The 23916-nt window shown below is 72.1% G+C and carries 18 protein-coding genes; 5 read left to right on the top strand and 13 right to left on the bottom strand.

Annotated features, from left to right (window positions below; genetic code table 11):
- Nucleotides 1–1190, bottom strand: a 1190-nt coding sequence (gene ahcY, locus ACH4D5_RS19295) for an adenosylhomocysteinase (protein WP_398303717.1), incomplete at its 3' end; no start/stop codon positions are given.
- Nucleotides 1191–1547: 357 nt separating this feature from the next.
- On the opposite strand from ahcY, the gene ACH4D5_RS19290 reads away from it, so the two are divergent.
- Complete coding sequence (locus ACH4D5_RS19290) at nucleotides 1548–3635, top strand: fructose-specific PTS transporter subunit EIIC (protein ID WP_398303715.1); 2088 nt, start codon at nucleotides 1548–1550, stop codon at nucleotides 3633–3635.
- 87 nt (nucleotides 3636–3722) lie between these two features.
- Here the strand turns inward: ACH4D5_RS19290 and ACH4D5_RS19285 are convergent, their stop codons facing one another.
- From ACH4D5_RS19285 to ACH4D5_RS19255, 7 genes are all read right to left on the bottom strand, one after another.
- A complete protein-coding gene (locus ACH4D5_RS19285) occupies nucleotides 3723–4682 on the bottom strand; it encodes a cation diffusion facilitator family transporter (RefSeq protein WP_398303713.1) in 960 nt (319 codons plus the stop codon).
- Between the two features lie 108 nt (nucleotides 4683–4790).
- Entirely contained in the window at nucleotides 4791–5942 is a 1152-nt protein-coding gene (gene manA, locus ACH4D5_RS19280) for a mannose-6-phosphate isomerase, class I (RefSeq protein ID WP_398303711.1), read from the bottom strand.
- A gap of 116 nt (nucleotides 5943–6058) precedes the next feature.
- The gene (locus tag ACH4D5_RS19275) at nucleotides 6059–7258 is read right to left on the bottom strand and encodes an SIS domain-containing protein (RefSeq protein ID WP_398303709.1); all 1200 of its coding nucleotides are present in this window, start codon (nucleotides 7256–7258) and stop codon (nucleotides 6059–6061) included.
- 68 nt (nucleotides 7259–7326) lie between these two features.
- Nucleotides 7327–7503 (bottom strand): Trm112 family protein, encoded by a 177-nt coding sequence (locus tag ACH4D5_RS19270; RefSeq protein WP_362997443.1) that lies wholly within the window; start codon nucleotides 7501–7503, stop codon nucleotides 7327–7329.
- Between the two features lie 172 nt (nucleotides 7504–7675).
- Nucleotides 7676–9040, bottom strand: a complete 1365-nt coding sequence (locus ACH4D5_RS19265; protein ID WP_398303707.1) for a phosphomannomutase/phosphoglucomutase — start codon at nucleotides 9038–9040, stop codon at nucleotides 7676–7678.
- 112 nt (nucleotides 9041–9152) lie between these two features.
- Nucleotides 9153–10769 (bottom strand): L-lactate permease, encoded by a 1617-nt coding sequence (locus ACH4D5_RS19260; RefSeq protein ID WP_398303705.1) that lies wholly within the window; start codon nucleotides 10767–10769, stop codon nucleotides 9153–9155.
- Nucleotides 10770–10877: 108 nt separating this feature from the next.
- Nucleotides 10878–11300, bottom strand: coding sequence for a DUF3499 domain-containing protein (locus ACH4D5_RS19255; RefSeq protein WP_398303703.1), 423 nt, complete (start codon nucleotides 11298–11300; stop codon nucleotides 10878–10880).
- A gap of 283 nt (nucleotides 11301–11583) precedes the next feature.
- Between ACH4D5_RS19255 and ACH4D5_RS19250 the strand changes: the two genes are divergently transcribed.
- Nucleotides 11584–12039: a metallopeptidase family protein gene (locus tag ACH4D5_RS19250; protein ID WP_398303701.1), complete on the top strand. Its 456-nt coding sequence runs from the start codon at nucleotides 11584–11586 to the stop codon at nucleotides 12037–12039.
- 34 nt (nucleotides 12040–12073) lie between these two features.
- On the opposite strand, the gene ACH4D5_RS19245 is transcribed toward ACH4D5_RS19250, so the two are convergent.
- The 3 genes from ACH4D5_RS19245 to ACH4D5_RS19235 all read right to left on the bottom strand — a co-directional run bounded on the left by ACH4D5_RS19245 (nucleotide 12074) and on the right by ACH4D5_RS19235 (nucleotide 17827).
- Entirely contained in the window at nucleotides 12074–13564 is a 1491-nt protein-coding gene (locus ACH4D5_RS19245) for a DUF5719 family protein (RefSeq protein ID WP_398303699.1), read from the bottom strand.
- Nucleotides 13561–17352 (bottom strand): glycosyltransferase, encoded by a 3792-nt coding sequence (locus ACH4D5_RS19240; protein ID WP_398303697.1) that lies wholly within the window; start codon nucleotides 17350–17352, stop codon nucleotides 13561–13563. Before ACH4D5_RS19240 ends, ACH4D5_RS19245 begins: the two co-directional genes overlap by 4 nt.
- Nucleotides 17353–17563: 211 nt before the next feature.
- Entirely contained in the window at nucleotides 17564–17827 is a 264-nt protein-coding gene (locus ACH4D5_RS19235) for a WhiB family transcriptional regulator (RefSeq protein ID WP_016642094.1), read from the bottom strand.
- 652 nt (nucleotides 17828–18479) lie between these two features.
- Between ACH4D5_RS19235 and ACH4D5_RS19230 the strand changes: the two genes are divergently transcribed.
- From ACH4D5_RS19230 to ACH4D5_RS19220, 3 genes are read left to right on the top strand one after another with little or no spacing between them, the layout of a single operon-like run.
- Nucleotides 18480–18995: a cysteine dioxygenase gene (locus ACH4D5_RS19230; RefSeq protein ID WP_398303695.1), complete on the top strand. Its 516-nt coding sequence runs from the start codon at nucleotides 18480–18482 to the stop codon at nucleotides 18993–18995.
- A gap of 34 nt (nucleotides 18996–19029) precedes the next feature.
- Entirely contained in the window at nucleotides 19030–19986 is a 957-nt protein-coding gene (gene cofD, locus ACH4D5_RS19225; protein WP_398303693.1) for a 2-phospho-L-lactate transferase, read from the top strand.
- Nucleotides 19983–21305 carry a coenzyme F420-0:L-glutamate ligase gene (locus tag ACH4D5_RS19220; RefSeq protein ID WP_398303691.1) on the top strand — a complete coding sequence of 441 codons (1323 nt, stop codon included), beginning with the start codon at nucleotides 19983–19985 and terminating at the stop codon, nucleotides 21303–21305. Before cofD ends, ACH4D5_RS19220 begins: the two co-directional genes overlap by 4 nt.
- Before the next feature lie 360 nt (nucleotides 21306–21665).
- Here ACH4D5_RS19220 and ACH4D5_RS19215 read toward each other — a convergent pair whose 3' ends face one another.
- Together ACH4D5_RS19215 and ACH4D5_RS19210 are read right to left on the bottom strand one after the other, a co-directional pair.
- Nucleotides 21666–22685: a DNA-3-methyladenine glycosylase family protein gene (locus ACH4D5_RS19215; RefSeq protein ID WP_398303689.1), complete on the bottom strand. Its 1020-nt coding sequence runs from the start codon at nucleotides 22683–22685 to the stop codon at nucleotides 21666–21668.
- 47 nt (nucleotides 22686–22732) lie between these two features.
- Nucleotides 22733–23815 carry a sugar phosphate nucleotidyltransferase gene (locus ACH4D5_RS19210; protein WP_398303687.1) on the bottom strand — a complete coding sequence of 361 codons (1083 nt, stop codon included), beginning with the start codon at nucleotides 23813–23815 and terminating at the stop codon, nucleotides 22733–22735.
- Nucleotides 23816–23916: the final 101 nt, after the last annotated feature.

Below are 23916 nucleotides of genomic sequence, written 5' to 3'. Positions count from 1 at the left end.
AGCAGACGGCCCTCGGACAGCACGATCAGCACCTTGCCCTCGGGGAAGGTCCAGGTGTGCACCTGCGGCTTGACCTCGTCCTTGACGATCCCCGGAATCGCGGCGAGGCCGGCCATGTCGATCTCGTTGTCGAAGTGGCCGATGTTGCCCACGATCGCCTGGTGCTTCATCCGGGCCATGTCCGAGGCCATGATGATGTCCTTGTTGCCGGTCGTGGTGATGAAGATGTCGGCCGTCTCCACCACCTCATCCAGCGTGGTCACCTGATAGCCGTCCATCGCCGCCTGCAGCGCGCAGATCGGGTCGATCTCCGTGACGATCACCCGGGCGCCCTGGCCGCGCAGCGACTCCGCACACCCCTTACCGACATCGCCATACCCGCACACCACGGCGGTCTTGCCGCCGATCAGGACGTCGGTGGCGCGGTTGATGCCGTCGATCAGCGAGTGCCGGCAGCCGTACTTGTTGTCGAACTTCGACTTGGTCACCGCGTCGTTCACATTGATCGCCGGGAACAGCAGGGTGCCCTCGCGGTGCATCTCATACAAGCGGTGCACGCCGGTGGTGGTCTCCTCGGTCACCCCGCGGATCTCCGAGGCCAGCTGCGTCCACTTCTGCGAGCCCTCGCTGATGGTGCGGTTGAGGACCTGCAGGATCACGCGGTGCTCGTCGTTCTCCGCCGTCTCCACCGCCGGGACCTTGCCGGCCTTCTCATACTCCACACCCTTGTGGACCAGGAGGGTGGCGTCGCCGCCGTCGTCCAGGATCATGTTCGGGCCGCCGGTGGGGGTGTTCGGCCAGGTCAGCGCCTGCTCCGTGCACCACCAGTACTCCTCCAGGCTCTCGCCCTTCCAGGCGAAGACCGGCACACCCTGCGGGTCTTCGGGGGTGCCGTTCGGGCCGACCGCGATCGCCGCGGCCGCGTGGTCCTGGGTGGAGAAGATGTTGCAGGAGACCCAGCGCACCTCCGCACCCAGCGCCACCAGCGTCTCGATCAGGACGGCGGTCTGCACGGTCATGTGCAGGGAGCCCATGATGCGGGCCCCGGCCAGCGGCTGGGAGGCGGCGAACTCCTTGCGGATCGCCATCAGACCGGGCATCTCGTGCTCGGCCAGAGTGATCTCCTTACGGCCGAACGCCGCCAGGGAGAGGTCGGCGACCTTGAAGTCCTTGCCGTTGATGAGAGTCATGAGTGAGCTGCTCCTCGTGGATGGGTCGAGGGTGGACATGGCTGACCTGCGGCATCGGGTACAGGGTGCACCGACGCGCGCAGCGCAGTCCGTCGGAGGCCCTCTCTCCCTCGGACAGTCCGTGCGTGGACCGCCCGACCGCCATCAGCAGCGACGTCTGGCTCGGTCACCAAGCTACACCGATTGGCCCAGCAAGCCCCAGCCCGCCTTCGCGTACCCGATGTTCGGCGGATAGGCCGTCAGAGGTGGACGTTATGGGACCTTTGCGCCTTTGATCCTGCGGTTATGTGTTGCAGGATGCCTTGAGATCGGGAACATATGCGCGATCTTGTGCGGCAAAGGCGTTAGGAGATCCACGTGACCAGTCCGGCCGATCCCCCCATGGGCGGGGGCACCAGCGGGCAGCGGAGGCTGAAGCTGCTCGCCGTCACCGCCTGTCCGACCGGTATCGCCCACACGTACATGGCGGCGGAGAAGCTCTCGCAGGCGGCGGAGAGCCTCGGCATCGACATGAAGGTGGAGACACAGGGCTCCATCGGCGCCGAGAACGTCCTTTCTGACAACGATGTCAGAGATGCCGACGGCATCATCATCGCAGCCGACAAGGACGTGGACCGCAGCCGGTTCGCCGGCAAGCGCGTGCTGTCCGTCGGGGTGTCCGAGGGCATCAGCCACCCCGAGCGGCTGATCGAGCGGGTGCAGAGCGCTCCTGTGCACGGCGGCGGTGGCGGCGGTGCGACAGAGGCTTCCGCCGGGGGCCTTGGCGGTGCGGCGGAGGCTCCCGCCCAGGGCAGTGGAGGCGGCCGGGAGCGGAGCGTCGCGTACAAGGCGCTGATGAACGGCGTCTCGTACATGATTCCGTTCGTCGTGGTCGGTGGTCTGCTGATCGCGATCTCGCTGGCGCTGGGCGGCGACGCGACGTCCAAGGGCTATGTGATCCCGGAGGGGACCTTCTGGGCGCACGTGAACGCCATCGGGGTCATCGGCTTCACGCTGATGGTGCCGATCCTGTCCGGGTACATCGCGTACGCGATCGGGGACCGGCCCGCGTTGGTGCCGGGCATGATCGGCGGGTGGATCGCCAACACCGGTGAGCTGTACGACTCCAAGGCGGGCGCGGGCTTCATCGGGGCCATCGTCACCGGCTTCCTGGCCGGCTATCTGGTGCAGTGGATCAAGAAGGTCGAGGTCCCGAAGTTCGTCCGGCCGATCATGCCGATCATCGTGATCCCGATCGTCGCGACCACCGCTCTCGGGCTGTTCTTCATCTACGTCATCGGCAAGCCGATCTCCTGGGTGTTCGAGCATCTGACGAGCTGGCTCAGCGGGATGACGGGCACCAGCGCGATCCTGCTCGGGGCGATCCTCGGCCTCATGATCGCGTTCGACATGGGCGGTCCCGTCAACAAGACCGCGTTCCTCTTCGGTACGGGGCTCATCGCGACCGGCAACCAGACCGTGATGGGCATGTGCGCCGCGGCCATCCCCGTGATGCCGCTCGGTCAGGGTCTCGCCACGTTGCTCCGCCGCAAGCTGTACTCGGAGCAGGAGCGCGAGACCGGGATGGCGTCGCTCTTCATGGGCTTCTTCGGGATTTCCGAGGGCGCCATTCCGTTCGCCGCCGCCCGGCCCGCGCAGGTCATTCCCGCCAACATGCTGGGCGGTGCCGTCGCCGGTGCGATCGCCGGCATGGCGAGCGTGAAGGACGCGGTGCCGCACGGCGGACCGATCGTGGCGGTGCTTGGCGCAGTGGGCGGCGTACCCATGTTCTTCGTGGCCATCGCCATCGGTGCGGTCGTCACGGCGCTCACGACCGTGACTCTGGTCGACCTCGGTGAGCGCAAGCGGCGCGGGGCTCCCCTGGTCGAGGTGCCGGGCGGGCCCGAGCCGGTGCTCGCCGGGGCTCCGCGGAAGGCGCCGTCCGCCCCTTCCGCCAATACCCGAACCGAACACCCGAAGCCGGAGCCGGAGCCGACGCAGCCGGCCGACGACGTTCTCTCTGGGTACCTCACCCGGCAGACCGTGAAAGTCCGGCTCGACGCCGGCGACAAGGAGGCCGCCATCCGTGAGATGGCCGCGCTGCTCGCCACCACCGGCAAGGTCAACGACGTGGAGGAGCTGGTGCGGACCGCGCTGCGGCGCGAGGAGCAGGGCACCACAGGGCTCGGCGAGGAGATCGCCATCCCGCACGCCAAGACCGATGCCGTGGACGCCCCGGTCGTCGGGTTCGCGCGGTCGTCGGAGGGCATCGAGTGGGGTTCGCTCGACGGTACGAAGGCCAAGCTGATCTTCATGATCTCCGTACCGGAAGCGGCCGCCGGGGACGAACATCTGCGGATTCTCGCCCTGTTGTCGCGGAAGCTGATGGACACCGGCTTCCGGGAGCGGCTGGAGGCGGCGCCCGACGACGCGGCGATCCTCGACGTACTGCGGGAGGTCCGGTAGCAATCAGCGGCCGGGAGCTTCCCGGATACGCGGACGGGGCCCCGCACCACCCGGTGCGGGGCCCCGTCCGCGTACGGACCGGAAGGCTCAGTGGCCGCCGGGCGCCTTCGCCGGGTTCTGGCCCGCGGCGGCCGCCGACTCGCTGTAGATGTCGGGTTCGAGGTAGATCACCCGGGCGATCGGTACCGCGGCGCGGATGCGCTCCTCCGCGGCGTTGATCGCGGCGGCGACCTCGGTGGCCGTGTCGTCGTGCTGGACGGCGACCTTGGCGGCGACGAGCAGTTCCTCGGGGCCGAGGTGGAGCGTGCGCATGTGGATGACCTTGGTGACCGTCTCGCCGTCGACCAGGGCCTTCTCGATCTTGCCGACCTCTTCGGTGCCCGCGGCCTCACCGAGCAGCAGGGACTTGGTCTCCGCGGCGAGGATGATCGCGATCGCGATGAGCAGGACGCCGATGCAGAGCGTGCCGATGCCGTCCCAGACGCCGTCGCCGGTGGCCAGCGCGATGCCGACGCCGCCGAGGGCGAGGATCAGGCCGACGAGCGCGCCGAGGTCCTCCAGGAGGACGACGGGCAGCTCCGGGGCCTTGGCGCGGCGGACGAACTGCGTCCAGGTGAGGTTGCCGCGCGTCGCGTTGGACTCCTTGATGGCCGTCCGGAAGGAGAAGCTCTCCGCGATGATCGCGAAGACCAGGACGCCGACGGGCCAGTACCAGTGCTCGATCTCGTGCGGGTGCTTGATCTTCTCGTAGCCCTCGTAGATGGCGAACATGCCGCCGACCGAGAAGAGGACGATGGAGACGAGGAAGGCGTAGATGTAGCGCTCGCGGCCGTAGCCGAACGGGTGCTGCGGGGTCGCCTCGCGCTGCGCCTTCTTGCCGCCGACGAGCAGGAGTCCCTGGTTGCCGGAGTCGGCGAGGGAGTGGACGCTCTCGGCGAGCATCGAGGACGAGCCACTGAAGATGAACGCGACGAACTTCGCCACCGCGATCGCGAGGTTCGCGGCCAGTGCCGCGACAATCGCCTTTGTTCCGCCTGACGCGCTCATGAGTGCGGGGTACCCCTTCGCCTTCGTACGTATCGACCACGCTGTCGGCGGTGCTTTGCCCGCCCTTTGCGGTGGGTCATTGTTGCAGCACGGGACGGCTCCGGTGTGTCAGGCCACCACGGTGGCTCGGAAAACCGTGCCGGGACCGGACACTTCGGCCTTTTCGTCGGCGGGGACGAATGCGGACTGACCGGGCGTCAGGGTGAGTTCGCCCGCGCGGACCGAGCCCGCCGTGCAGAGCAGGATCTGCGGTGTGGGGGCCGTGAGGTCGTGCGGGGCGGCGCCTTCGGGCAGGACGAAGCGGGAGAGGCGGAACTCGTCGATCGGGGTTTCGTAGACCTCTTCGCCGGTCTCGGAGGCCTCGGGGCGCAGGACGCCGGGGTCGGTGGCGTCGAAGCGGACGATGCGCAGCAGTTCGGGTACGTCGACGTGCTTGGGGGTCAGGCCGCAGCGCAGGACGTTGTCGCTGTTGGCCATGATCTCGACGCCGAGGCCGTCGAGGTAGGCGTGCGGGACGCCGGCGCCGAGGAACAGGGCCTCGCCGGGCTGCAGTCGGACGTGGTTGAGGAGCATGGCCGCGATGACACCCGGGTCGCCTGGGTAGTGGTGGGCGATGCCCGCGTACGGCTCGTACACCCCGCCGAGGCGCTGGGCGGCGGCCGTGACCTCGGTGACCGTCTCGGCCATCTCCTCGGGGTCGGCGGTCAGCACGGCCGTCAGGACCTCGCGCAGGGCGGCCTCTTCGGGCTGGGCGCGCAGCAGGTCGACGTACGGCTTGAGGCTGTCGACCTCCAGGGCTTCCAGGAGGGCCGCGGTCTCGGCGGGGGCGCGGAAGCCGCAGAGGCCGTCGAACGGCGTGAGGGCGCAGATCAGTTCGGGCTTGTGGTTGGCGTCCTTGTAGTTGCGGTGCGGCGCGTCGACCGGGACGCCGCGGCGCTCCTCGTCGGCGTAACCCTCCTTCGCCTGCGCGAGGTCGGGGTGGACCTGGAGGGAGAGGGGGGCGCCCGCGGCGAGGATCTTGAGGAGGAAGGGCAGGCGCGGGCCGAACTTGGCGGCCGTCGCCGTGCCGAGCTCGCGTTCCGGGGCCGCGTCGATGACCTCGTTCAGCGCGCCGCGCTCCGTGCGCGAGGGCGCGCCCGGGTGGGCGCCCATCCACATCTCGGCCTGCGGTTCGCCGCTCGGCTCGGCGCCGGTGAGCTCCGCGATGGCGGTGGTGGAACCCCAGGCGTAGGGGCGGATGGTGTTGGTGAGGCGGTCCACGGAGGGGCTCTCCCTTACTGGGTACTACTGCGTACTTACTGGAAACTGCTGCGTACGCGAGTGCTGGACTGCGGTGGTGACCCGTGCGGTGACCGCGGAGGTGACCGGTGCAGTGGTCATGATCCGGCTCCCGAGGCGAGCGCCAGGTAAACGGCGGCGAAATCCGTGACGGCGATCAGCTCGGCGAGCGCTTCCAGTTCGCCGCCGTCCTCCGGTTCGAGTTCGCTGAGCGCGACGTCGTGGCCGTGTGCCAGTTCGCGGGCGGCGGGGGCCGCGGTGAGGCCTCCGGCGTCCACAGGACGGTCGCGGAGCAGCACCACGCGCGCGCGGAGGGCCGCCGGGTCGTCGACGCGGTCGCGGAAGAAGTCGTCGGTGTCGTCGCCGCCGGTGGGGCTGCCGGCGAGGACGGCGCCGTGCGCGGGCAGTGCCTCGGGCAGTTCGGCGGCGAGTGCGGCGTGCCCGGCCTGCTCGGCGAGGGTGGCGGCGAAGCGGCGTCCCGCGGCTCCCGCGGACTGGCCCTCGGTCCAGATCAGCGGGAGGGAGTCGGCCAGTTCGGCGGCGAGCGTCTTGGCGGGGTTGCTGTACGTGGAGATGGCGGGGCCGCAGCGCTCCGCGACGCGGTCGAGGCGGTCGGCGACCTTCTGCAGGGTGGCGTCGGGGGCGGCGACCAGGCCGGTGCGGTCGAGGAGCATCAGCAGCGGGACGAGGAGGGCCCACAGGGTGCAGGGGGCGCCGGGTGCGGCTTCGTCCTCGACGCGGCGTGCCTCGTACGACGCGGAGCCGCGGGTGGCGTCGTCGTGCGGGCCTTCGTAGGCGCCGTAGGGCGAGGTGGCCATGGGGACGGTGAGGCCGTGGCTGCCCTCCACGCTCTCGGCGAGCGGGGTGCGCGCGGGGGTGACGGCGACGACCGTGCAGCCGCGGCGGTACGCCTGGTCGGCGAGGAGGGAGAGGCCCGGTTCGGTGCCGTCCGGGGTGGCGATGAGGAGCAGGTCCACGGGGCCGACCCAGCCGGGCAGGGTCCAGCGCAGGGCGCCCGCGGCGGGGGCGACACCGCTCGGCGCCAGCCGGATGACGGGGCAGCCGGTGCCCACGAGGCCGTCGAGGATGTCGGCGACGCAGGTGGCGGCGGTCCCCGGGCCGGCGATCAGGACGGCGCGGGGGCGGCCGTCGGGCTTGAGCTCCGTGAGACCCGCCTCCGCGGCGTGCCGGGCCGCGGTGCGGACGCGGGCGCCCGCTTCCGCCGCGCCGCGCAGCAGTCCGCGGCGGTCGGCGCGGGCGAGCGCCTCGGGGTCGTCGAGCAGCGACTCGTCGAGCATGGGTCAGGTCTCCGATCGCCGTGCGCGGCTTCCTGCAGGGTGGCCCGGGGTGTGCCGGGCGGGTGCCGCTATGCGGGGCGGCGTGCCTCGTCGACCAGGAGTACGGGGATGCCGTCGCGGAGCGGGTAGGCGAGGCCGCACTCCTTGGCGTCCGCCGTGCAGATCAGCTCGGTGTCCGTCTCCTTGAGGGGGGCGTGACAGGCCGGGCAGGCGAGGATCTCCAGGAGGCCGGCTTCGAGCGGCATGGGGTGGGTCCCTTCGAGCGGATGCGGTGGGGTGTGCGCTGTGTCGGCGCACAGGATGCGGCCTGGTCAGCCTACCTCCGTGCGCGGCGCCGCGTGGGGGTGCGGGAAGGTCGCGGCCGGACTGCCACGACCGTCCCGCTCTCCGTGCGCGACCGCCCTCTGGTGGCGGGTGTCAGCCGCGGATGATGGCGAGGGCCTCGTCGCGCACCTTGGCCATGGTCGCCTCGTCGCGTGCCTCGACGTTCAGACGGAGGAGGGGTTCCGTGTTCGACGCGCGTACGTTGAACCACCAGTCGGCGGCGGTCACGGTGAGGCCGTCCAGCTCGTCGAGGGTGATGCCGTCCTTGCCGTCGTACGCCGTCTTGATCGCGGCGAGGCGGGCGGTCTGGTCGTCGACCGTGGAGTTGATCTCTCCGGAGCCGGCGTAGCGGTCGTACTGGGCGACGAGGGCGGAGAGCGGTCCTTCCTGGCCGCCGAGGGCCGCGAGGACGTGGAGCGCGGCGAGCATGCCCGTGTCCGCGTTCCAGAAGTCCTTGAAGTAGTAGTGCGCGGAGTGCTCGCCGCCGAAGATCGCGCCGGTCCGCGCCATCTCGGCCTTGATGAAGGAGTGGCCCACGCGCGTGCGCACGGGCGTGCCGCCGTTCTCCTTCACGACCTCCGGGACCGACCAGGAGGTGATGAGGTTGTGGATGACGGTGCCCTTGCCGCCGTGCTTGCCGAGCTCGCGGGAGGCGACGAGGGCGGTGATGGCCGACGGGGAGACCGGGGCGCCGTTCTCGTCGACGACGAAGCAGCGGTCCGCGTCGCCGTCGAAGGCGATGCCGAGGTCGGCGCCCTCTTCGCGGACCCGCTTCTGGAGGTCCACGATGTTGGCCGGGTCGAGGGGGTTGGCCTCGTGGTTGGGGAAGGTGCCGTCGAGCTCGAAGTACATCGGCACGAGCTCCAGGGGCAGGCCCTCGAAGACGGTGGGGACCGTGTGCCCGCCCATGCCGTTGCCCGCGTCGACGACGACCTTGAGGGGGCGGATGGCGGTCAGGTCGACGAGGCCGCGGAGGTGGGCGGCGTAGTCGGTGAGGGTGTCGCGCTCGGTGAGGGTGCCGGGGGTCGCGGCGCTCTCGGGGGCGCCGGACTCGCTCCAGCGCTCCACGAGGGCGCGGATGTCCGCGAGGCCGGTGTCCTGGCCGACGGGGGCGGCGCCCGCGCGGCACATCTTGATGCCGTTGTACTGGGCGGGGTTGTGCGACGCGGTGAACATCGCGCCCGGCAGGTCCAGGGCGCCCGACGCGTAGTACAGCTGGTCCGTCGAGCACAGGCCGATCTGCGTCACGTCCACGCCGAGAGCGGCGGCGCCCCGCGCGAAGGCGCGCGAGAGGCCGGGCGACGAGGGGCGCATGTCGTGTCCGACCACGATCGCGTCCGCCTCCGTGACCTGTGCGAACGCCGCCCCGAACAGCTCGGCGAGCGACTCGTCCCACTGGTCCGGGACCACCCCGCGGACGTCGTACGCCTTCACGATCTGGGACAGATCAGCAGTCACGGCCAACCCTCTCTGCAGGTTCTGCGAGTCAAACGAGTACGGAGAGCCCTCCGCGGTCACCCCAAAAGTACCCGCTGTGACCGACAGCAGGCCGCGTCTGTGGAGAGCGCGCTCACGGCAGCATCCAGCCGAGCACCACGGTGCTCTGTCCGACGACGATCAGGCACATGACGAGGAGCAGTCCGAGGCTCCAGGGCAGCACCTTGCGCAGCAGGTCGCCCTCCTTGCCTGCGAGTCCGACGGCGGCGCACGCGATCGTCAGGTTCTGCGGGGAGATCATCTTGCCGAGGACGCCACCGGAGCTGTTGGCGGCCGCGAGGAGTTCCGGCGACAGGCCGGACTGCTGAGCGGCCGTCACCTGGAGTGCGCCGAAGAGCGCGTTGGCCGAGGTGTCGGAGCCGGTCACCGCGACGCCGAACCAGCCGAGTACCGGTGACAGGAAGGCGAGTCCGGCGCCGGCGGCGGCTACGTAGTGCCCGATCGTGGCGGCCTGGCCGGAGAGGTTCATGACGTAGGCGAGCGCCAGCACGGAGGTCACGGTGAGGATCGCGAAGCGCAGTTCGTGGACGGTGGCGGCCCATTCGCGCATCGCCACGCGCGCGTGGACCCCGATGACCACCGCGGTGCCCACCCCGGCGAGCAGCACGAGCGTGCCGCCGGTCGCCACGAGCGGCAGCGAGAAGACGTTGCCGCCGACCGGGTCACCCGAGGGGTCGCCGACGTTCAGGAAGGGCCAGTCGAAGGTGCGGGTCGCCTTCGCGAGGAGGTCCTTGACGGCCGGGATCTGGGCGACGGAGAAGACGGCGACGATCAGGGCGTACGGGGCGTAGGCGCGCAGCACTTCGGGGCGCGGGTCGTCGTGGTCGAGGTCTTCGCTGCGGGCGCCGGTGAGGACGGCGGCGCGGACGGGCTCGGGGGCCGGCCTGCGCGCGTGCGGGACCGCCATCAGCGCGCCCGCGCCCGCCAGCGCGGCGCCGATGTCGGCGAGTTGCGCCGAGACGTAGTTGGAGGCCGCGAACTGCGCGACGGCGAAGGCGGCTCCACAGGCCAGGGCGGGCACCCAGGTCTCGCGAAGGCCGCGCCGCCCGTCCACGAGCGCCACGAGGAGCAGCGGCACGACGAGGGCGAGCAGGGGTGTCTGGCGGCCGACGACCGTGGCGACAGTGTCCAGTGGCAGGCCCGTCACCTGAGCCAGGGTCAGTACGGGGGTGCCCATGGCTCCGAAGGCGACGGGTGCGGTGTTGGCGACGAGGGCGACGACCGCGGCGCGCACCGGGTCGAAGCCGAGGGCGACGAGCATGACCGCGCTGATCGCGACCGGCGCCCCGAACCCGGCGAGCGCCTCCAGGAGCGCTCCGAAGCAGAAGGCGACGACGAGGGCCTGGATGCGGGGGTCGTCGGAGAGCCTGCCGAAGGAGCGGCGCAGGATGTCGAAGTGCCGGGTGCGGACCGTCATGCGGTACACCCACAGGGCGTTGACGACGATCCACAGGATGGGGAAGAGCCCGAAGAGGGCGCCTTGCGCGGCGCTGGATGCGGTCTGGCCGAGCGGCATGCCGTACGCGAGCCAGGCGACGAGGACGGCGACGGCGAGGCCGATGAGGCCCGCCCGATGCGCTTTCATGCGGACGGCGCCGAGGAGGACGAGGACGGTCAGGAGGGGCAGGGTCGCGACGAGTGCGGACAGGCCGAGCGAGTCGGCCACGGGCTCCAGTTGCTGCACGAACACGGAACGCCTCCCGGCTGTGGGGTGGCGAAATCGTCAGTGCCCGGGAGAACGGACGTCAACGTGCCGGACGGGGAAGATCCGGTGAAGGGCGCGTCCGTGGAGCGTCGGTCAGGAGTCCGGTGAGCGCAGCACCCTGAGGTGGCCGCGGCGTGCGACCTCCATGGGGTCCGCCCGGCGGGCGCCGCCGCCGGCCTCGGCCGCGCGCTCCTGCGGGCGGGCCGCCTCGCGCACGGCGTTGGCGAGCGCTTCGAGGTCGTCGCCGGAGGGGCGGGCCGGACCCGAGGCGTCGGCGAGCCGGACGACGTCCCAGCCGCGGGGTGCGGTGAGGCGCTCGGAGTGCTCGGCGCACAGGTCGTAGCAGTGGGGTTCGGCGTAGGTGGCGAGGGGGCCGAGGACCGCGGTCGAGTCGGCGTAGACGTACGTCAGCGTCGCGACGGCGGAACGGCCGCAAGCGGTGCGCGAACAGCGACGTACAGGGCTCACGATGTTGGACGGTACCGCACTCTTGAGCGGGCCGCGACGACTCTCCATCAGGTCACTCCACCGTGTCGTGTCCGGTCCCGTGCGCCGACGCACCGCACGCGCACGCCGTTGACCTGCGTGGACGCCAGTGACCACAGGGGCGCGTGGTGTTGAATCCGGTCACCACATGGCGCGGATCACGTCATTTGGCGTGAGATCGACGGTCCAGGAGAGATACGGAATTGAGTCCAACCGCGACCGGAACGGTCAGGAAGCGACATGTCGCGCTCCACATGGAACATGCCGTGCCCCACATGGAAAGGCCGATCTCGGGGACTACTCTTCGTCAGTGATGGACGACCCCGTACAGCCCCGCTCCGCAGACCCGAGGCCCCGCCGCCGCGACCGCCACGGCAGGGGCATGCGCGGCCCCGTGGCGCCGCCTCAGGTTCCGCTGTCCGCCAGCCGGGGCGAGGCCTTCACCGATCTCGTGCAGGACTCCGTGGAGCGTCTGGAGCGGCGCTGGCCGCAGCTCACGGAGATCGAGTTCATGGTGCTCGAGGTGCCGCCCCTGGGCCGGGCGGGCGTCGAGTGGCAGGACGAGGTGGTGCCCTTGGGCGGCACGATCACGGCGTCCGAGGGGCGGCCCGCCCGCGTCGTCATCTACCGCCGCCCCGTGGAGATCCGCACCAAGGGCCGCGACGAACGCGCGCACCTCGTGCACGAGGTGGTCGTCGAGCAGGTCGCGGAGCTGCTCGGCATGTCCCCGGAGTCGGTGGACCCGCGCTACGGCGACGGCGAGGACTGACGCCCCGTCCTTCCGGCACCCCCTTGGTGAGCCCTCACTTCTGAAGCACCGCCAGGTCCCGCTCGGCCTTCGGCACGGCCACCGTCCCCCGGTCGTCCGGCAGCGTCTGGACGGTGAACATCGGGACGCCGCCCTCCGGCTGGGACAGCGTCCGTGCCGCGTGGACCGGGCCGCCGGAAACCGGCTCCACCGTGAGGGCGTAGGCACCCTTCAGCCCGTCGGGCCTCGGCGGGTCCGCGATCTCCAGGGTCGTGCCGCCCTTGACCGTGTACGTCTTCGTCACCGGGGAGCCGCCCTCGGTGCCGGACGACGCCGTGACCTTCACCTTCGCCGACTTCTCCGGCGCGACCAGCGAGAGCGTGGAGCCCTTGGCGCGGTTGCCCGCGGCCGTCGCGCGCGTGCCCACCTCGCCCGTCGCCGGGATGAACGCCGTCTCCTGCTTGCTGCCCTTGCCGCGGGTCACCCGCAGCGCCGCCACCACGGGGACCGGCGTGTCGGTCGGCGACAGGAGCAGCGAGCCGGCCTCGCCCTTGGTGACGTCGCCGAGGTCGACGGCGGCCGTCATGCCGGACTTGACGTGCAGGTTCTCGTTCCCGGCCGGGGTGAGCGTGCCGTTCGGGGAGGCCAGCTGGACCTTCAGGTCCGCGTCCCGCGCACCGGGTGCGTAGGCGACCAGGCGCACCGAGGTGGCGTCCTTCGGGATGCCGGGCAGGACGAGGCGGTCCGCCGGATCCGTGGACGCGGGCAGCCAGTCGCCGCCCAGCTTCTCGTCGGAGGACTGCACGGCGGCCGCGACCCGGCCGCTGCGCGCGATCACGTGCATGGTGAGGTTCGGGTACGCCTTGTCGGCGAGCGTGGAGAGCAGCACCGGGACGCTGGAGTGCGGCTGGACCTGGATCGAGTCGCCGACCGCGGACGTGACCTCGCCGTCCGGGCCGAACAGCTCGACGTCGATCACGGCGGCGGAGTCGTCCGGGTTCGTCAGGTGGATGTAGTCGCTGCGGTCCTTGGCGGTGCTCGCGCCGGGGAACCAGAAGTCGGTGTCGGGCGCCGTGCAGTGGGTGCCGTGCATGCCGCGGCCGCTGCCCGCCGCGTACGTCGTGGTCTGCTGCACGGTCCAGCCGGGGGCGAGCCCGCCGTCGGCCGTGCCGATGAGGGCGGGCGCCTCGGCTCCCGACTCCTCGCCCGCGACGGGCTCGCCCGGCGTCTTCTGGGTGAGGAAGGGCTTGGCCTTCTTGTCGTTCTGCTTGGCCGCGTCGGTCAAGGCCTTGCTCACGGGCAGCAGTTCCGCCTTGCCCGTGGCCTCGGCGCCGCTCGCCTTCGGTGTGAAGGCGGTGTACGAGGTCTCGGCGAGGTCGGAGGAGCTGGGCACCGGGCAGAGGAGGCTGGTGCGCTCGACGGGGAGCCGCGCGGCGGCCTTCGCCCCGGCGTCGTCCGTGCCGTCCTTCCCGCCGAAGGCGGCGAACCCGGTGACGGCGCCGAGCGCGACGACCACGGCGATCAGGGACTGGGTGGTGCGGTTCACTGCTGGCTCCCGTCGGGGCGCTCACTGTCGGTGCCGTGGGGCGGGGTGCCGCGGGGCGGCTGCGGGGGCGGGGGCGGCATCGGGGGCCGACCCTGGTCGTACGACGGGTCGTACGAGGTGTCGTACGACTGCCCGTACTGCTGGTCGCTTGCCTGCCCGTACTGCTGATCGCCCGACTGTCCGTACTCCTGGTGGTCTCCCGACTGCCCGTACTGCTGATCGCCTCCGTAGACACCGCCCGCGCCTCCGTAGGACGCGTACGGGTCGTACTGGCCGCCCTGGTAGGCGTCCGCCTGGTACGACGGCTGTTCGTACGCCCCGGCCGGGTACTGCCCGCCCTGGTACGCGCCGCCCTGGTACTGGCCGCCGTACGTGCCCTGCTCGGCGCCCGTGTGGGCGGGGGCCTCCCACTCCTCGTAGGACGACGACTGCTGGTGCGGGACGGCGGCGAGGGCCTCCTCCGAAGGAGGAGGCGGTACGTCCTGGCCCGCCTCCTGTGCGGCCTGCTCGCTCTGGGCCCGCAGCCTGCGCGCCCTGCGGCCCTCGCCCTCGACGGCCTGGGCCGGGACGACGGGCTCTTCGGGGAGGTCGTCGTCGACGTCGCGGCGGCGGCCCGGCAGGGCGAGCACCACGAGGACGACGGCGAGCGCGCCCTGCGCCCACAGCCAGGCCGTGTGGCTCAGCGGGGCGTCGAAGGTGACGTCCAGGTGGCCGCCCGCGGTGGGCAGTTCGAAGCCCTGGGCCCAGCCGTCGACGGTGGTGCGGGGCAGCGGGTGGCCGTCGAGGGTCGCCGTCCAGCCCGGGTCGGCGGAGTCGGCGAGACGCAGGACGCGGCCCGCGTCGCCGGACTCGATCTTCGTGTGGAGCTCGACGGGGCCGGCCGCGACGGGCTCCGGGTCGCCGGTCTTGTGGAGGATTGCGGCGCGCGCCACCTGCCGGTCGACGCGCCACAGGGCGCTGCCGTCCTCCTGGCTGAGCCGGGTGAGGCCCGGGGTGGCGTCCAGGGTGCGGCTCATCTGGCGGGGTGCCCCGTCGCGTACGAGGACGTACCGCACGGCGAAGCCGCCGAGCTGGTCGGCCTGGTCGGCGCCGGAGCCCGCGATCAGCCGGGCGACGATCTTGTCGAGCCGCTCGTCGTCGGGGGCCGCCGCGGCGAGTTCCGCGTCGCCGAGCCGGGCGCCGGAGCCCCGTACGAGCGTGTAGGAGACCTCGGCGGCGGAGTCGCTGCCAAGGACGAGGGTGCGGGCCTGGTCCTCGGTGCCGCTCTCCTCCGCGACGAACGCGGGCACCTGCACCGGGTCGCGCCGCTCCAGAGGGCCGTCGGCGCCGCCGATCATCCAGCCGGCGGCGACGAGCAGCGGTCCGGCGGCCGCGGCGAACGCGATGAGCGCGGCCACAGGCTGGCGCCAGCCGAAGCTCTGTTCGGCGACACGCGCGCGTGCCCCGTCGGCGCCGAGCGCGGCGGCGGCCAGGAGCGCGATGCCGTAGCCGAGGGTGGCCGGTCCTGCCCACGCCGAGCCGTTCGACAGGACGGCGAAGACGAGGGAGACCAGGGCGACGGCCCAGGCGGTGCGGACCGCGAGCTGCCGCTCACCGCGCAGCAGGGCGCCGAGCGCGGCGAGGACGATGCCGATGAGCAGCAGGCCGTGCACGGTGCCGGGGCCGCCGGGGCTGGCGCCGAGCAGGTCGAGGGCGGTGGCGGAACCGGTGCCGAACTCCAGGCCCGCTTCCTGGAAGAAGCCGAAGGGCAGCAGCGAGAGGGACCAGGGCGCGAGGACGAGAAGCGGGGTGCCGAGCGCGGCGAGGAAACGCAGTCCGTACGCCGTGATGTCGCCGCGGCGCACCACGAGGAGGGCGAGGCCGAGCACCAGGGCGATCGGCCAGACGATCGGCGTGAAGGCCGTGGCGAGGGTCAGGAGCAGGGTGTACGCCCAGGTGGCGCGCCAGGTGCCGCGGGTGCCCCGCGGGGTGGCGAGGCCGCTCGCCGCGATGCCCGCGCGCGCGATGAGCGGCAGCAGGACGGCGAGGACGGCGGTGCCGACGCGGCCACCCGCGAGAGCGCCGGTGACGGCGGGCAGGAAGGCGTACGCGATCGACGCCCACGCGCGGAGCAGCCGCGAGGTGACGAGCGGGCGCGAGGCGAAGTACGCGGCGAAGCCGGCCAGGGGGACGGAGCCGACGAGCAGCACGGTGACCGCGAGCCCGGTGGAGCCGAAGAGGAGGGAGGAGAGGCTGGCGACGAGCGCCACGTACGGCGGGGCGCCTTGGGTGCCGCCGGTGCCGACGGGGTGCCAGGCGTCGGCGTAACGCGCCCAGAGGTCGGAGGAGTCGGCGGGTGCGGGCAGCAGGGCGCCGCCCGCGAGCGCACCGGTGCCGAGCAGGGCGCGGCAGGCGATGAGCGACGCGAAGAGGAGTACTACGAAGAGGACGGGTCCCGGTCTGCGGGCGACGCGCTTGAGGCGGGCGAACTGCTCGACCTCCAGGAAGTCGGCGTCGTCGCCGCCGGGTCCTGACTCGACGGCTCCGTGCCGTCCCGCGCCGGCCGGGGCGTCGGCCTCGGTGCGGCCGATGAGGCTGCCCGCGGCCTGTTCGACGGTGGCCCGGACGGTGGCGCCCGGCGGTGGGAAGAGGGGCCGCATCTCGCCGGCGTCGGGCAGCGGCTTGCCGCGCTGCTTGCGGGCGCCGAGGATCCGGCCGGGCCGCAGCAGTGTGGCGAGGAGGCCGGCGACTTCGTCCAGGGCCTGCCCGGGGGCCTTGCCGACGAGGTACGCGAAGGTGCGCACGAGCGTGCCGACGACGATGCGGAAGAGCACCCAGGGCAGCACGGCCGATCGGGCGTTGACGAGCAGGGTGTAGGTGGCGCCCGCCTTGTCGACGCGGTGCGGCGAGGTCGCCGTGCGGCCGACGCAGTCGACGGTGCGGCGCTCGCGGGAGGATGCCTCGGCGTGCCGGACGACGGCGTCGGGGGCGACGAGGACGCGGTGGCCCGCGGCGTGCGCGCGCCAGCACAGGTCGACGTCGTCGCGCATGAGCGGCAGGCGGCGGTCGAAGCCGCCGAGCTGTTCGTAGACATCGCGGCGGATCAGCATGCCCGCGGTGGACACGGAGAGCACGGGCCGCACGTGGTCGTGCTGGCCCTGGTCCTGCTCGCGCCGGTCGAGGCCGGTCCAGCGGCGGCCGCTGTTGGCGATGGAGACGCCGACTTCGAGGAGCTGCCTGCGGTCGTACCAGCCGCGGAGCTTGGGGCCCACGACGGCGACTTCCTTGCCGAGCTCCTGTTCGTTCTCCACGACGCGGAGCAGTTCGGCGAGGGCGTCGGGCTCGGGCGCGCAGTCGTCGTGCAGCAGCCAGAGCCACTGCACGGGCTCGCCGTGCGGCAGCTCGGGCATGTCGTACGCGTCGTCGCGCCAGCTCCGGCTCACCGGGTCCCAGCCGCTCGGGCGCTTCAGATAGGGCAGCTCTTCGGGGGTGAGCACGGCGGCGCCGCGGACGGCCTCGTCGACGGCGGTGCCGAAGCCGGAGCGGCGGGCCAGGTGCAGCACCCGGTCGGCGCCGAGGGCCTCGGTGACCAGCTGGGCGGAGTCGTCCGCGCTGCCGGTGTCGGCGGCCACGGCGCTCTGCACGGGCCGCTCCTGCCCGAGAAGCCCCGCCAGGGCGTCGGGCAGCCAGCGGGCGCCGTCGTGGGAGACGAGGACGGCGGTCACGACATGCCGCGGGAACTCGGGCGGGCGGGTCGGGTCGAACCCGGTGGCAGCGTCGTGGGCTGCCGAATGGCTGTGCACGGACATCGAGGTACGGGCCCCGGTTCGCTGGACTGCGGTGGACGCCCGCGCCCCGCTGGGGCGCCGGGTCGTCTCGGACGGGGCCCCACACTAACGGCTGGCACAGGAACGGCCCGCCGCCTGTGGATAACCCACGGGTGACGGGCCGTTCGTCGCGCTTCGTTCGAGGGAGTCGTGTGGCGAATCGATCGTCGGCACGCGGGTGTGAGCGTGTCGCTCAGACCGCGGCCTTCTTCAGTCGTCGGCGTTCTCGCTCCGACAAGCCGCCCCAGATGCCGAAACGTTCGTCGTTCGCAAGTGCGTACTCAAGGCATTCCGAGCGGACTTCGCAGGCGAGGCAGACCTTCTTGGCCTCGCGAGTGGAGCCGCCCTTCTCGGGGAAGAAGGACTCGGGGTCGGTCTGGGCGCACAGTGCGCGCTCCTGCCAGCCGAGTTCTTCGTCCGCGTCCTCGACCAGCAGTTCCTGAACCAGCTCGGTCATGTGCGCCCCTCGTCTGTCTGTGCGTCCCCGTGGTGCGGCCGTCACCGGTTTCGGATGAACGACACGAGTGAAATTACAAGTGCGCCGATCCGGGCCAGTCAAGCCGAGATCTGCTATTGGGCCCCTTATTCACTCTGCGGAACCAAGGGTATGCGGAAAGTGTTCAAATCGGCCTAAACCATGACACCCTCGATGACTCGTCCGGCGCCCCGCCAACGAGTTCCCCCGAAATTCGATCTCAGTCGGATCTCGCTCGGGTCACATCAGGGAGGACGTCGATGTTTGAGTGCCGGTTGCTGCGCCATGTGTCCGGAGGGTCGGCTGCACAAACCTTTCGCCTGACAGAACAACCGGATGAGGTGAAACATAGCCCACATAGTGGACACCGAGTTGACAGTTGTAGGTGTGAGCGGCTGTTCTGGTGGGCATGCTCGCGAACCTGGCTCTTTCGATGACCCGCACCTGCGGTTCCATCGGTGCTGCCCACGCGCGCTGTCGCTGTTCCTGCTCCAGCTGTTGAGCCCATCCAGCTGTTGAGCCGCACGTCCCTTTGTATGCCGCGCCTCGTTTGCATGCCGTACCCGGCTTGCACGCAGAGCCGCACCCTCCCTCGCGACACCCCAGCACTCTTACGTTGAGGAACCACCGCACCATGAACAGCGACAGCGACCTCCAGATCGCCGGCGACATCCTCGAAGTCCCGCACCTCCTGCAGCCCGCCCGCGAGCACCCCGCCACCGTGGCCGAGTTCGTCGGCCTCGCCCGCACCATCGCCGCCGACCGCTCCCAGTGGGCCCACCTCGTCCAGTACGACGCCACCAGCCGCTGGTACCACCGCCTGCGCACCGGGCCCGGCTACGAGGTGTGGCTGCTCTCCTGGGTGCCGGGACAGGGCAGCGGCCTGCACGACCACGGGCGCTCCTCCGGCGTACTCACCCTCCTTGAGGGTGAGCTGACCGAGCACACGGAGCGGGGCACCCGGGCGCTCGGCGCGGGCGCGCAGCGCGTCTTCGCCCCCGGGTACGTCCACGAGGTCGTCAACGACTCCCTGGAACCGGCCGTCAGCCTGCACGTCTACTACCCCGGCCTCACCGAGATGCCGATGCACGCCGCCCGGTGCGCCGCCTCCGCCGCCCCGGACGCCGCGGAGGATGTCGTAACCGCCTGACGCGGTGTCGTACCCGCCTGACATGCTGGGGGCCATGCGCATTGTGGTTCTGGCCGGCGGCATCGGCGGCGCCCGATTCCTCCGCGGGCTCAAGAAGGCCGCGCCCGACGCGGACATCACGGTCATCGGCAACACCGGTGACGACATTCACCTGTTCGGGCTGAAGGTCTGCCCCGACCTCGACACCGTGATGTACACGCTCGGCGGCGGCATCAACGAAGAACAGGGCTGGGGGCGTACGGACGAGACGTTCAAGGTCAAGGAAGAGCTCGCGGCGTACGGGGTCGGACCCGAGTGGTTCGGCCTCGGCGACCGGGACTTCGCCACGCACATCGTGCGGACGCAGATGCTGGGCGCCGGATATCCGCTCAGCGCCGTCACCGAGGCACTGTGCGAGCGGTGGCAGCCCGGAGTGCGGCTCATCCCCATGTCCGACGACCGCATCGAGACGCACGTCGCCGTCACGATCGACGGCGAGCAGAAGGCCGTGCACTTCCAGGAGTACTGGGTCCGGCTGCGCGCCTCCGTGGACGCGCACGCCGTGGTGCCCGTCGGCGCCGAGCAGGCCAAGCCCGCGCCCGGCGTCCTGACGGCCATCGCCGAGGCCGACGTCGTGCTCTTCCCGCCGTCCAACCCCGTCGTCAGCGTCGGGACCATCCTCGCCGTGCCGGGGATCCGCGAGGCCATCGCCGACGCGGGCGTGCCGGTCGTCGGCCTCTCCCCCATCGTCGGCGACTCCCCCGTGCGCGGCATGGCCGACAAGGTGCTCGCCGCCGTCGGCGTGGAGACCAGCGCCGCCGCCGTCGCCGAGCACTACGGCAGCGGACTGCTCGACGGCTGGCTCGTCGACACCGTCGACGCGGGAGCGGTGGACCGGGTGGAGAGCGCCGGCATCCGGTGCCGGGCCGTTCCGCTGATGATGAGCGACGTCGACGCCGCCGCGCAGATGGCCCGCGAGGCCCTCGCCCTCGCTTCGGAGGTACGCGCGTGACCTCACCGTCCTACCGGGTGTGGGCCGTCCCCGGGCTGCCCGAGGTGCGGGAGGGCGACGACCTCGCCAAACTCATCGCGGCCGCCGAGCCTGCGCTCGCCGACGGGGACGTCGTCCTGGTCACCTCCAAGATCGTCAGCAAGGCGGAGGGGCGGATCGTCGAGGCGGCCGACCGCGAGGCGGCCATCGACGAGGAGACCGTGCGGGTCGTGGCGCGGCGCGGGCCCCTGCGCATCGTCGAGAACCGGCAGGGGCTCGTGATGGCCGCGGCCGGTGTCGACGCGTCGAACACCCCGGCCGGGACCGTGCTGCTGCTGCCGACCGACCCCGACGCCTCGGCCCGTGCCGTACGGGAGGGGCTGCGGGGCGCGCTGGGTGTGGACGTCGGCGTCATCGTCACCGACACCTTCGGGCGGCCCTGGCGGGCCGGGCTCACCGACGTCGCCATCGGGGCCGCGGGGGTGCGGGTCCTCGACGACCTGCGGGGCGGCGAGGACGCGTACGGCAATCCGCTGAGCGCGACCGTCGTCGCCACCGCCGACGAGCTCGCCGCCGCGGGTGACCTCGTCAAGGGCAAGGCGGCGGGGCTGCCTGTCGCCGTGGTGCGGGGGTTGCCGCATGTGGTGGGCGGCTCGGTGGAAGGTTCGAAGGGCTCCGCGGACGACGGGGCGCGGGCGTTGGTGCGGGCCGCGCAGGACGACATGTTCCGGCTCGGGACGTCCGAGGCGGTGCGGGAGGCGGTGACGCAGCGGCGGACCGTGCGGGAGTTCACGGACGACGAGGTCGATCCCGGTGCCGTGCGGCGGGCCGTCGCCGCGGCGGTCACCGCGCCGGCGCCGCACCACACCACTCCCTGGCGGTTCGTCCTCCTGGAGTCCGCCGCGTCGCGGGTCGAGCTGCTCGACGCGATGCGGGACGCGTGGATCGCGGATCTGCGGCGGGACGGCAAGTCGGAGGAGTCCATCGCCAAGCGGATCCGGCGCGGGGACGTGCTGCGCAGGGCGCCCTATCTGGTGGTGCCCTGCCTGGTGATGGACGGCTCCCATACGTACGGGGACGCGCGGCGGGATGCCGCCGAGCGCGAGATGTTCGTCGTCGCGGCGGGGGCCGGGGTGCAGAACTTCCTGGTCGCGCTGGCCGGGGAGCGGCTCGGGTCGGCGTGGGTTTCCTCGACGATGTTCTGCAGGGATGTCGTTCGGGAGGTGCTTGGGCTGCCCGGGTCCTGGGATCCGATGGGGGCGGTTGCTGTGGGGCGGGCTGCGGGGGAGCCGGGGGCTCGGGGGCGGCGCGAGGTGGACGACTTCGTCGTCGTCCGGTAGCGCCCGCCCCGGGGCGGGGGTCTTTTTGCGCAGTTCCCCGCGCCCCTGGGGTCCGTTCCCCCGGCACGGTTGCCGGTGCGGGTCGTGGGTTGTTTGCGCAGTTCCCCGCGCCCCTGAGTCGTTTCCCCCCGCGGTGTGACTTCGGGTGCGGGTCGTGGGTTTTTTGCGCAGTTCCCCGCGCCCCTGAACCCTCGGCCCTGAGCCCCCGCCCTAGCCCTCGGCGCTGAGCCCGCACCCTGAGCCCTCGGCGCTGAGCTCCCACCCTGAGCCCTCGGTTCTGAGGCCCCCGGCCTTAGCCCTCAGCTTTGAGCTACCGGCCTAAGGCCCCCCGGCCTCAAGTGGTCCCTTCGGTGGAGGGGGTTACCACGTGGCGATGTTTGTTTTGCGCATTCGGGGGGCCCTGCGGGGTGGGGTTCGGCCGCTTAGGTAGATGAGGCGGGTGGCTCTGTGGCGTTGGGTGGTGTAGGGAGTGAGGAGGGCGAGCATTTCGGGGTCGGTGGCGTCGCGGTTGTTCGCCAGGGCGTAGCCGACGATGCCCGGGAGGTGGAGGTCGCCGACGGTGACCGCGTCGGGGGCACCGTGGCTGCGCTGGACCGTTTCCGCCGAGGTCCAGGGGCCGATGCCCGGGATCAGTTCCAGGCGGGCCTGGGCCTGTGGCGGGGCCATGGATGACGCCTCTTCCAGGCGGGCCGCGCAGGCCACCGCGCGCAGGATCGTGGAGGCCCGCTTGTTGTCCACGCCCGCCTTGTGCCACTCCCAGGAGGGGATCAGGGCCCAGGTGCGCGGCTCGGGCATCACGTGCATGCGGGCCTCCGCGGGCGTGGGGCCCGGCGCGGGATCGCCGTACTTGCGGAGCAGGAGGCGCCAGGCGCGGTAGGCCTCGTCCGTCGTGATCTTCTGTTCCAGGATCGACGGGATCAGGGACTCCAGGACCAGTCCCGTACGGGTCAGTCGCAGGCCGGGCCGCCGGTGGACCGTCGCGGCGATCAGGCGGTGGCGCGGGACGAACGCGCCGGGGTCGTCCGACGCGCCCAGCATCTCGGGCAGTCGGTCGAGGAGCCAGGTCGCGCCCGGCCCCCAGGCCTCCGCCTCCACGGATCCGGAGCGCAGGGCGACCCGGAGGGTGCCGGGGCCCTCCGGCGTGCGGCTGGCGCGCCAGACCGAGCCGTCGGGGGTCGTACGGAAGGCGGGATCCGCCGGGCCGCGGCGCAGCGGGCCGAGGGTGAGGCGGAGGTCCAGCGGGTAGGGCGGCCGCCAGGTGCGGGTGTGCGTGGCCGTCGAAGGGCGCGGGACGCCGTGGGGTGCGGCCGTCGCGGGGATCGCCGTTTCGCCGCCGCGCACGGTGGTGCGGGTGGGGCGCGGGGCGAAACGGGATGACATCTGTACGAGGGTAGGGGACGGCGGGCCGCATCCGCCCCGGAGTCGTCCTACTGGTCCGAGGAGAAGCGGACCGCGCCCGCCGGGAGTGTGGCATCGCACCAGACGCGTACGCCCGCACGCAGTTCGTTGTCGGCGCCGACGGTCGCTCCGTCGCCGATCACCGTCCCCGAGAGCACCGAGCGTGCGCCGATCCGCGCGCCCGCGCCGATCAGGGAGTCCGTGATGACCGCGCCGGGTTCGACGACCGCTCCGGCGAGGATCGTGCTGCCGGCGATCCGGGCGCCCTCGCCGACGCGTGCGTTCTCGCCGACCACCGTGCCGCCGGTGAGCTTCGCGTCGGGGGCGACGGAGGCGGTGGGCAGGACCAGCCGGTCGCCGCAGCGGCCGGGGACCGCCGGGGAGGGCGCGCGGCCGAGGACGAGGTCCGCGGAGCCGCGTACGAACGCCTGGGGCGTCCCCAGGTCCAGCCAGTACGTCGAGTCGACCATGCCCTGGAGGTGGGCGCCGGAGGCTAGGAGACCGGGGAAGGTCTCGCGCTCGACGGAGACGGGACGGCCCGCGGGGATCGTGTCGATGACCGAGCGCCGGAACACGTACGCGCCCGCGTTGATCTGGTCGGTGACGATCTCCTCGGGGGTCTGCGGCTTCTCCAGGAAGGCGGTGACCCTGCCGGACGGGTCGGTCGGGACCAGGCCGTAGGCGCGCGGGTCGTCGACCTTCGTGAGGTGCAGGGAGACGTCGGCGCCCGAGCTCTCGTGCGTGGCGACGAGGGCGCGGATGTCCAGGCCCGTGAGGATGTCGCCGTTGAAGATGAGGACCGGGTCGTCGGGGCCCGAGTGCAGGCGCGCGGCCACGTTGCGGATGGCGCCGCCGGTGCCGAGGGGCTCGGTCTCCGTGACGTACTCGATGTGGAGGCCGAGCGCCGAGCCGTCCCCGAAGTACGGCTCGAAGACCTCGGCGAGGTAGGAGGTGGCGAGGACGATGTGCTCCACGCCCGCCGCGCGGGCCCGCGCCAGCTGGTGGGTGAGGAACGGGACGCCCGCCGCCGGGACCATCGGCTTGGGCGTGTGCACCGTGAGGGGCCGCAGCCGGGTTCCCTTGCCGCCGACCAGGAGGATCGCTTCTGTCACCTGTCGTCTCTGCTTCCTGCTGGGGCCGGCCGAACTTGAGTTTCGGCCGGCCAGTGTATGCAGACGGATTTGCAGATCGTGCAGTTCGCGCGGTGCCTCGG

It is taken from the genome of Streptomyces sp. NPDC018029 (assembly GCF_044327655.1).
Taxonomy (GTDB): Bacteria; Actinomycetota; Actinomycetes; order Streptomycetales; family Streptomycetaceae; genus Streptomyces.
Note: the sequence above shows the minus strand (reverse complement) of the source record. Positions and strands in the feature narration are given on the sequence as shown.

Excerpts from the sequence above, each read along its gene's own strand:
- ACH4D5_RS19285 (WP_398303713.1), bottom strand. The coding sequence starts at position 4,682 with ATGAGCGCGTCAGGCGGAACAAAGGCGATTGTCGCGGCACTGGCCGCG.
- ACH4D5_RS19275 (WP_398303709.1), bottom strand. The coding sequence starts at position 7,258 with ATGCTCGACGAGTCGCTGCTCGACGACCCCGAGGCGCTCGCCCGCGCC.
- ACH4D5_RS19270 (WP_362997443.1), bottom strand. The coding sequence starts at position 7,503 with ATGCCGCTCGAAGCCGGCCTCCTGGAGATCCTCGCCTGCCCGGCCTGT.
- ACH4D5_RS19255 (WP_398303703.1), bottom strand. The coding sequence starts at position 11,300 with ATGGAGAGTCGTCGCGGCCCGCTCAAGAGTGCGGTACCGTCCAACATC.
- ACH4D5_RS19250 (WP_398303701.1), top strand. The coding sequence starts at position 11,584 with ATGGACGACCCCGTACAGCCCCGCTCCGCAGACCCGAGGCCCCGCCGC.
- ACH4D5_RS19240 (WP_398303697.1), bottom strand. The coding sequence starts at position 17,352 with ATGTCCGTGCACAGCCATTCGGCAGCCCACGACGCTGCCACCGGGTTC.
- ACH4D5_RS19235 (WP_016642094.1), bottom strand. The coding sequence starts at position 17,827 with ATGACCGAGCTGGTTCAGGAACTGCTGGTCGAGGACGCGGACGAAGAA.
- ACH4D5_RS19230 (WP_398303695.1), top strand. The coding sequence starts at position 18,480 with ATGAACAGCGACAGCGACCTCCAGATCGCCGGCGACATCCTCGAAGTC.
- cofD (WP_398303693.1), top strand. The coding sequence starts at position 19,030 with ATGCGCATTGTGGTTCTGGCCGGCGGCATCGGCGGCGCCCGATTCCTC.
- ACH4D5_RS19215 (WP_398303689.1), bottom strand. The coding sequence starts at position 22,685 with ATGTCATCCCGTTTCGCCCCGCGCCCCACCCGCACCACCGTGCGCGGC.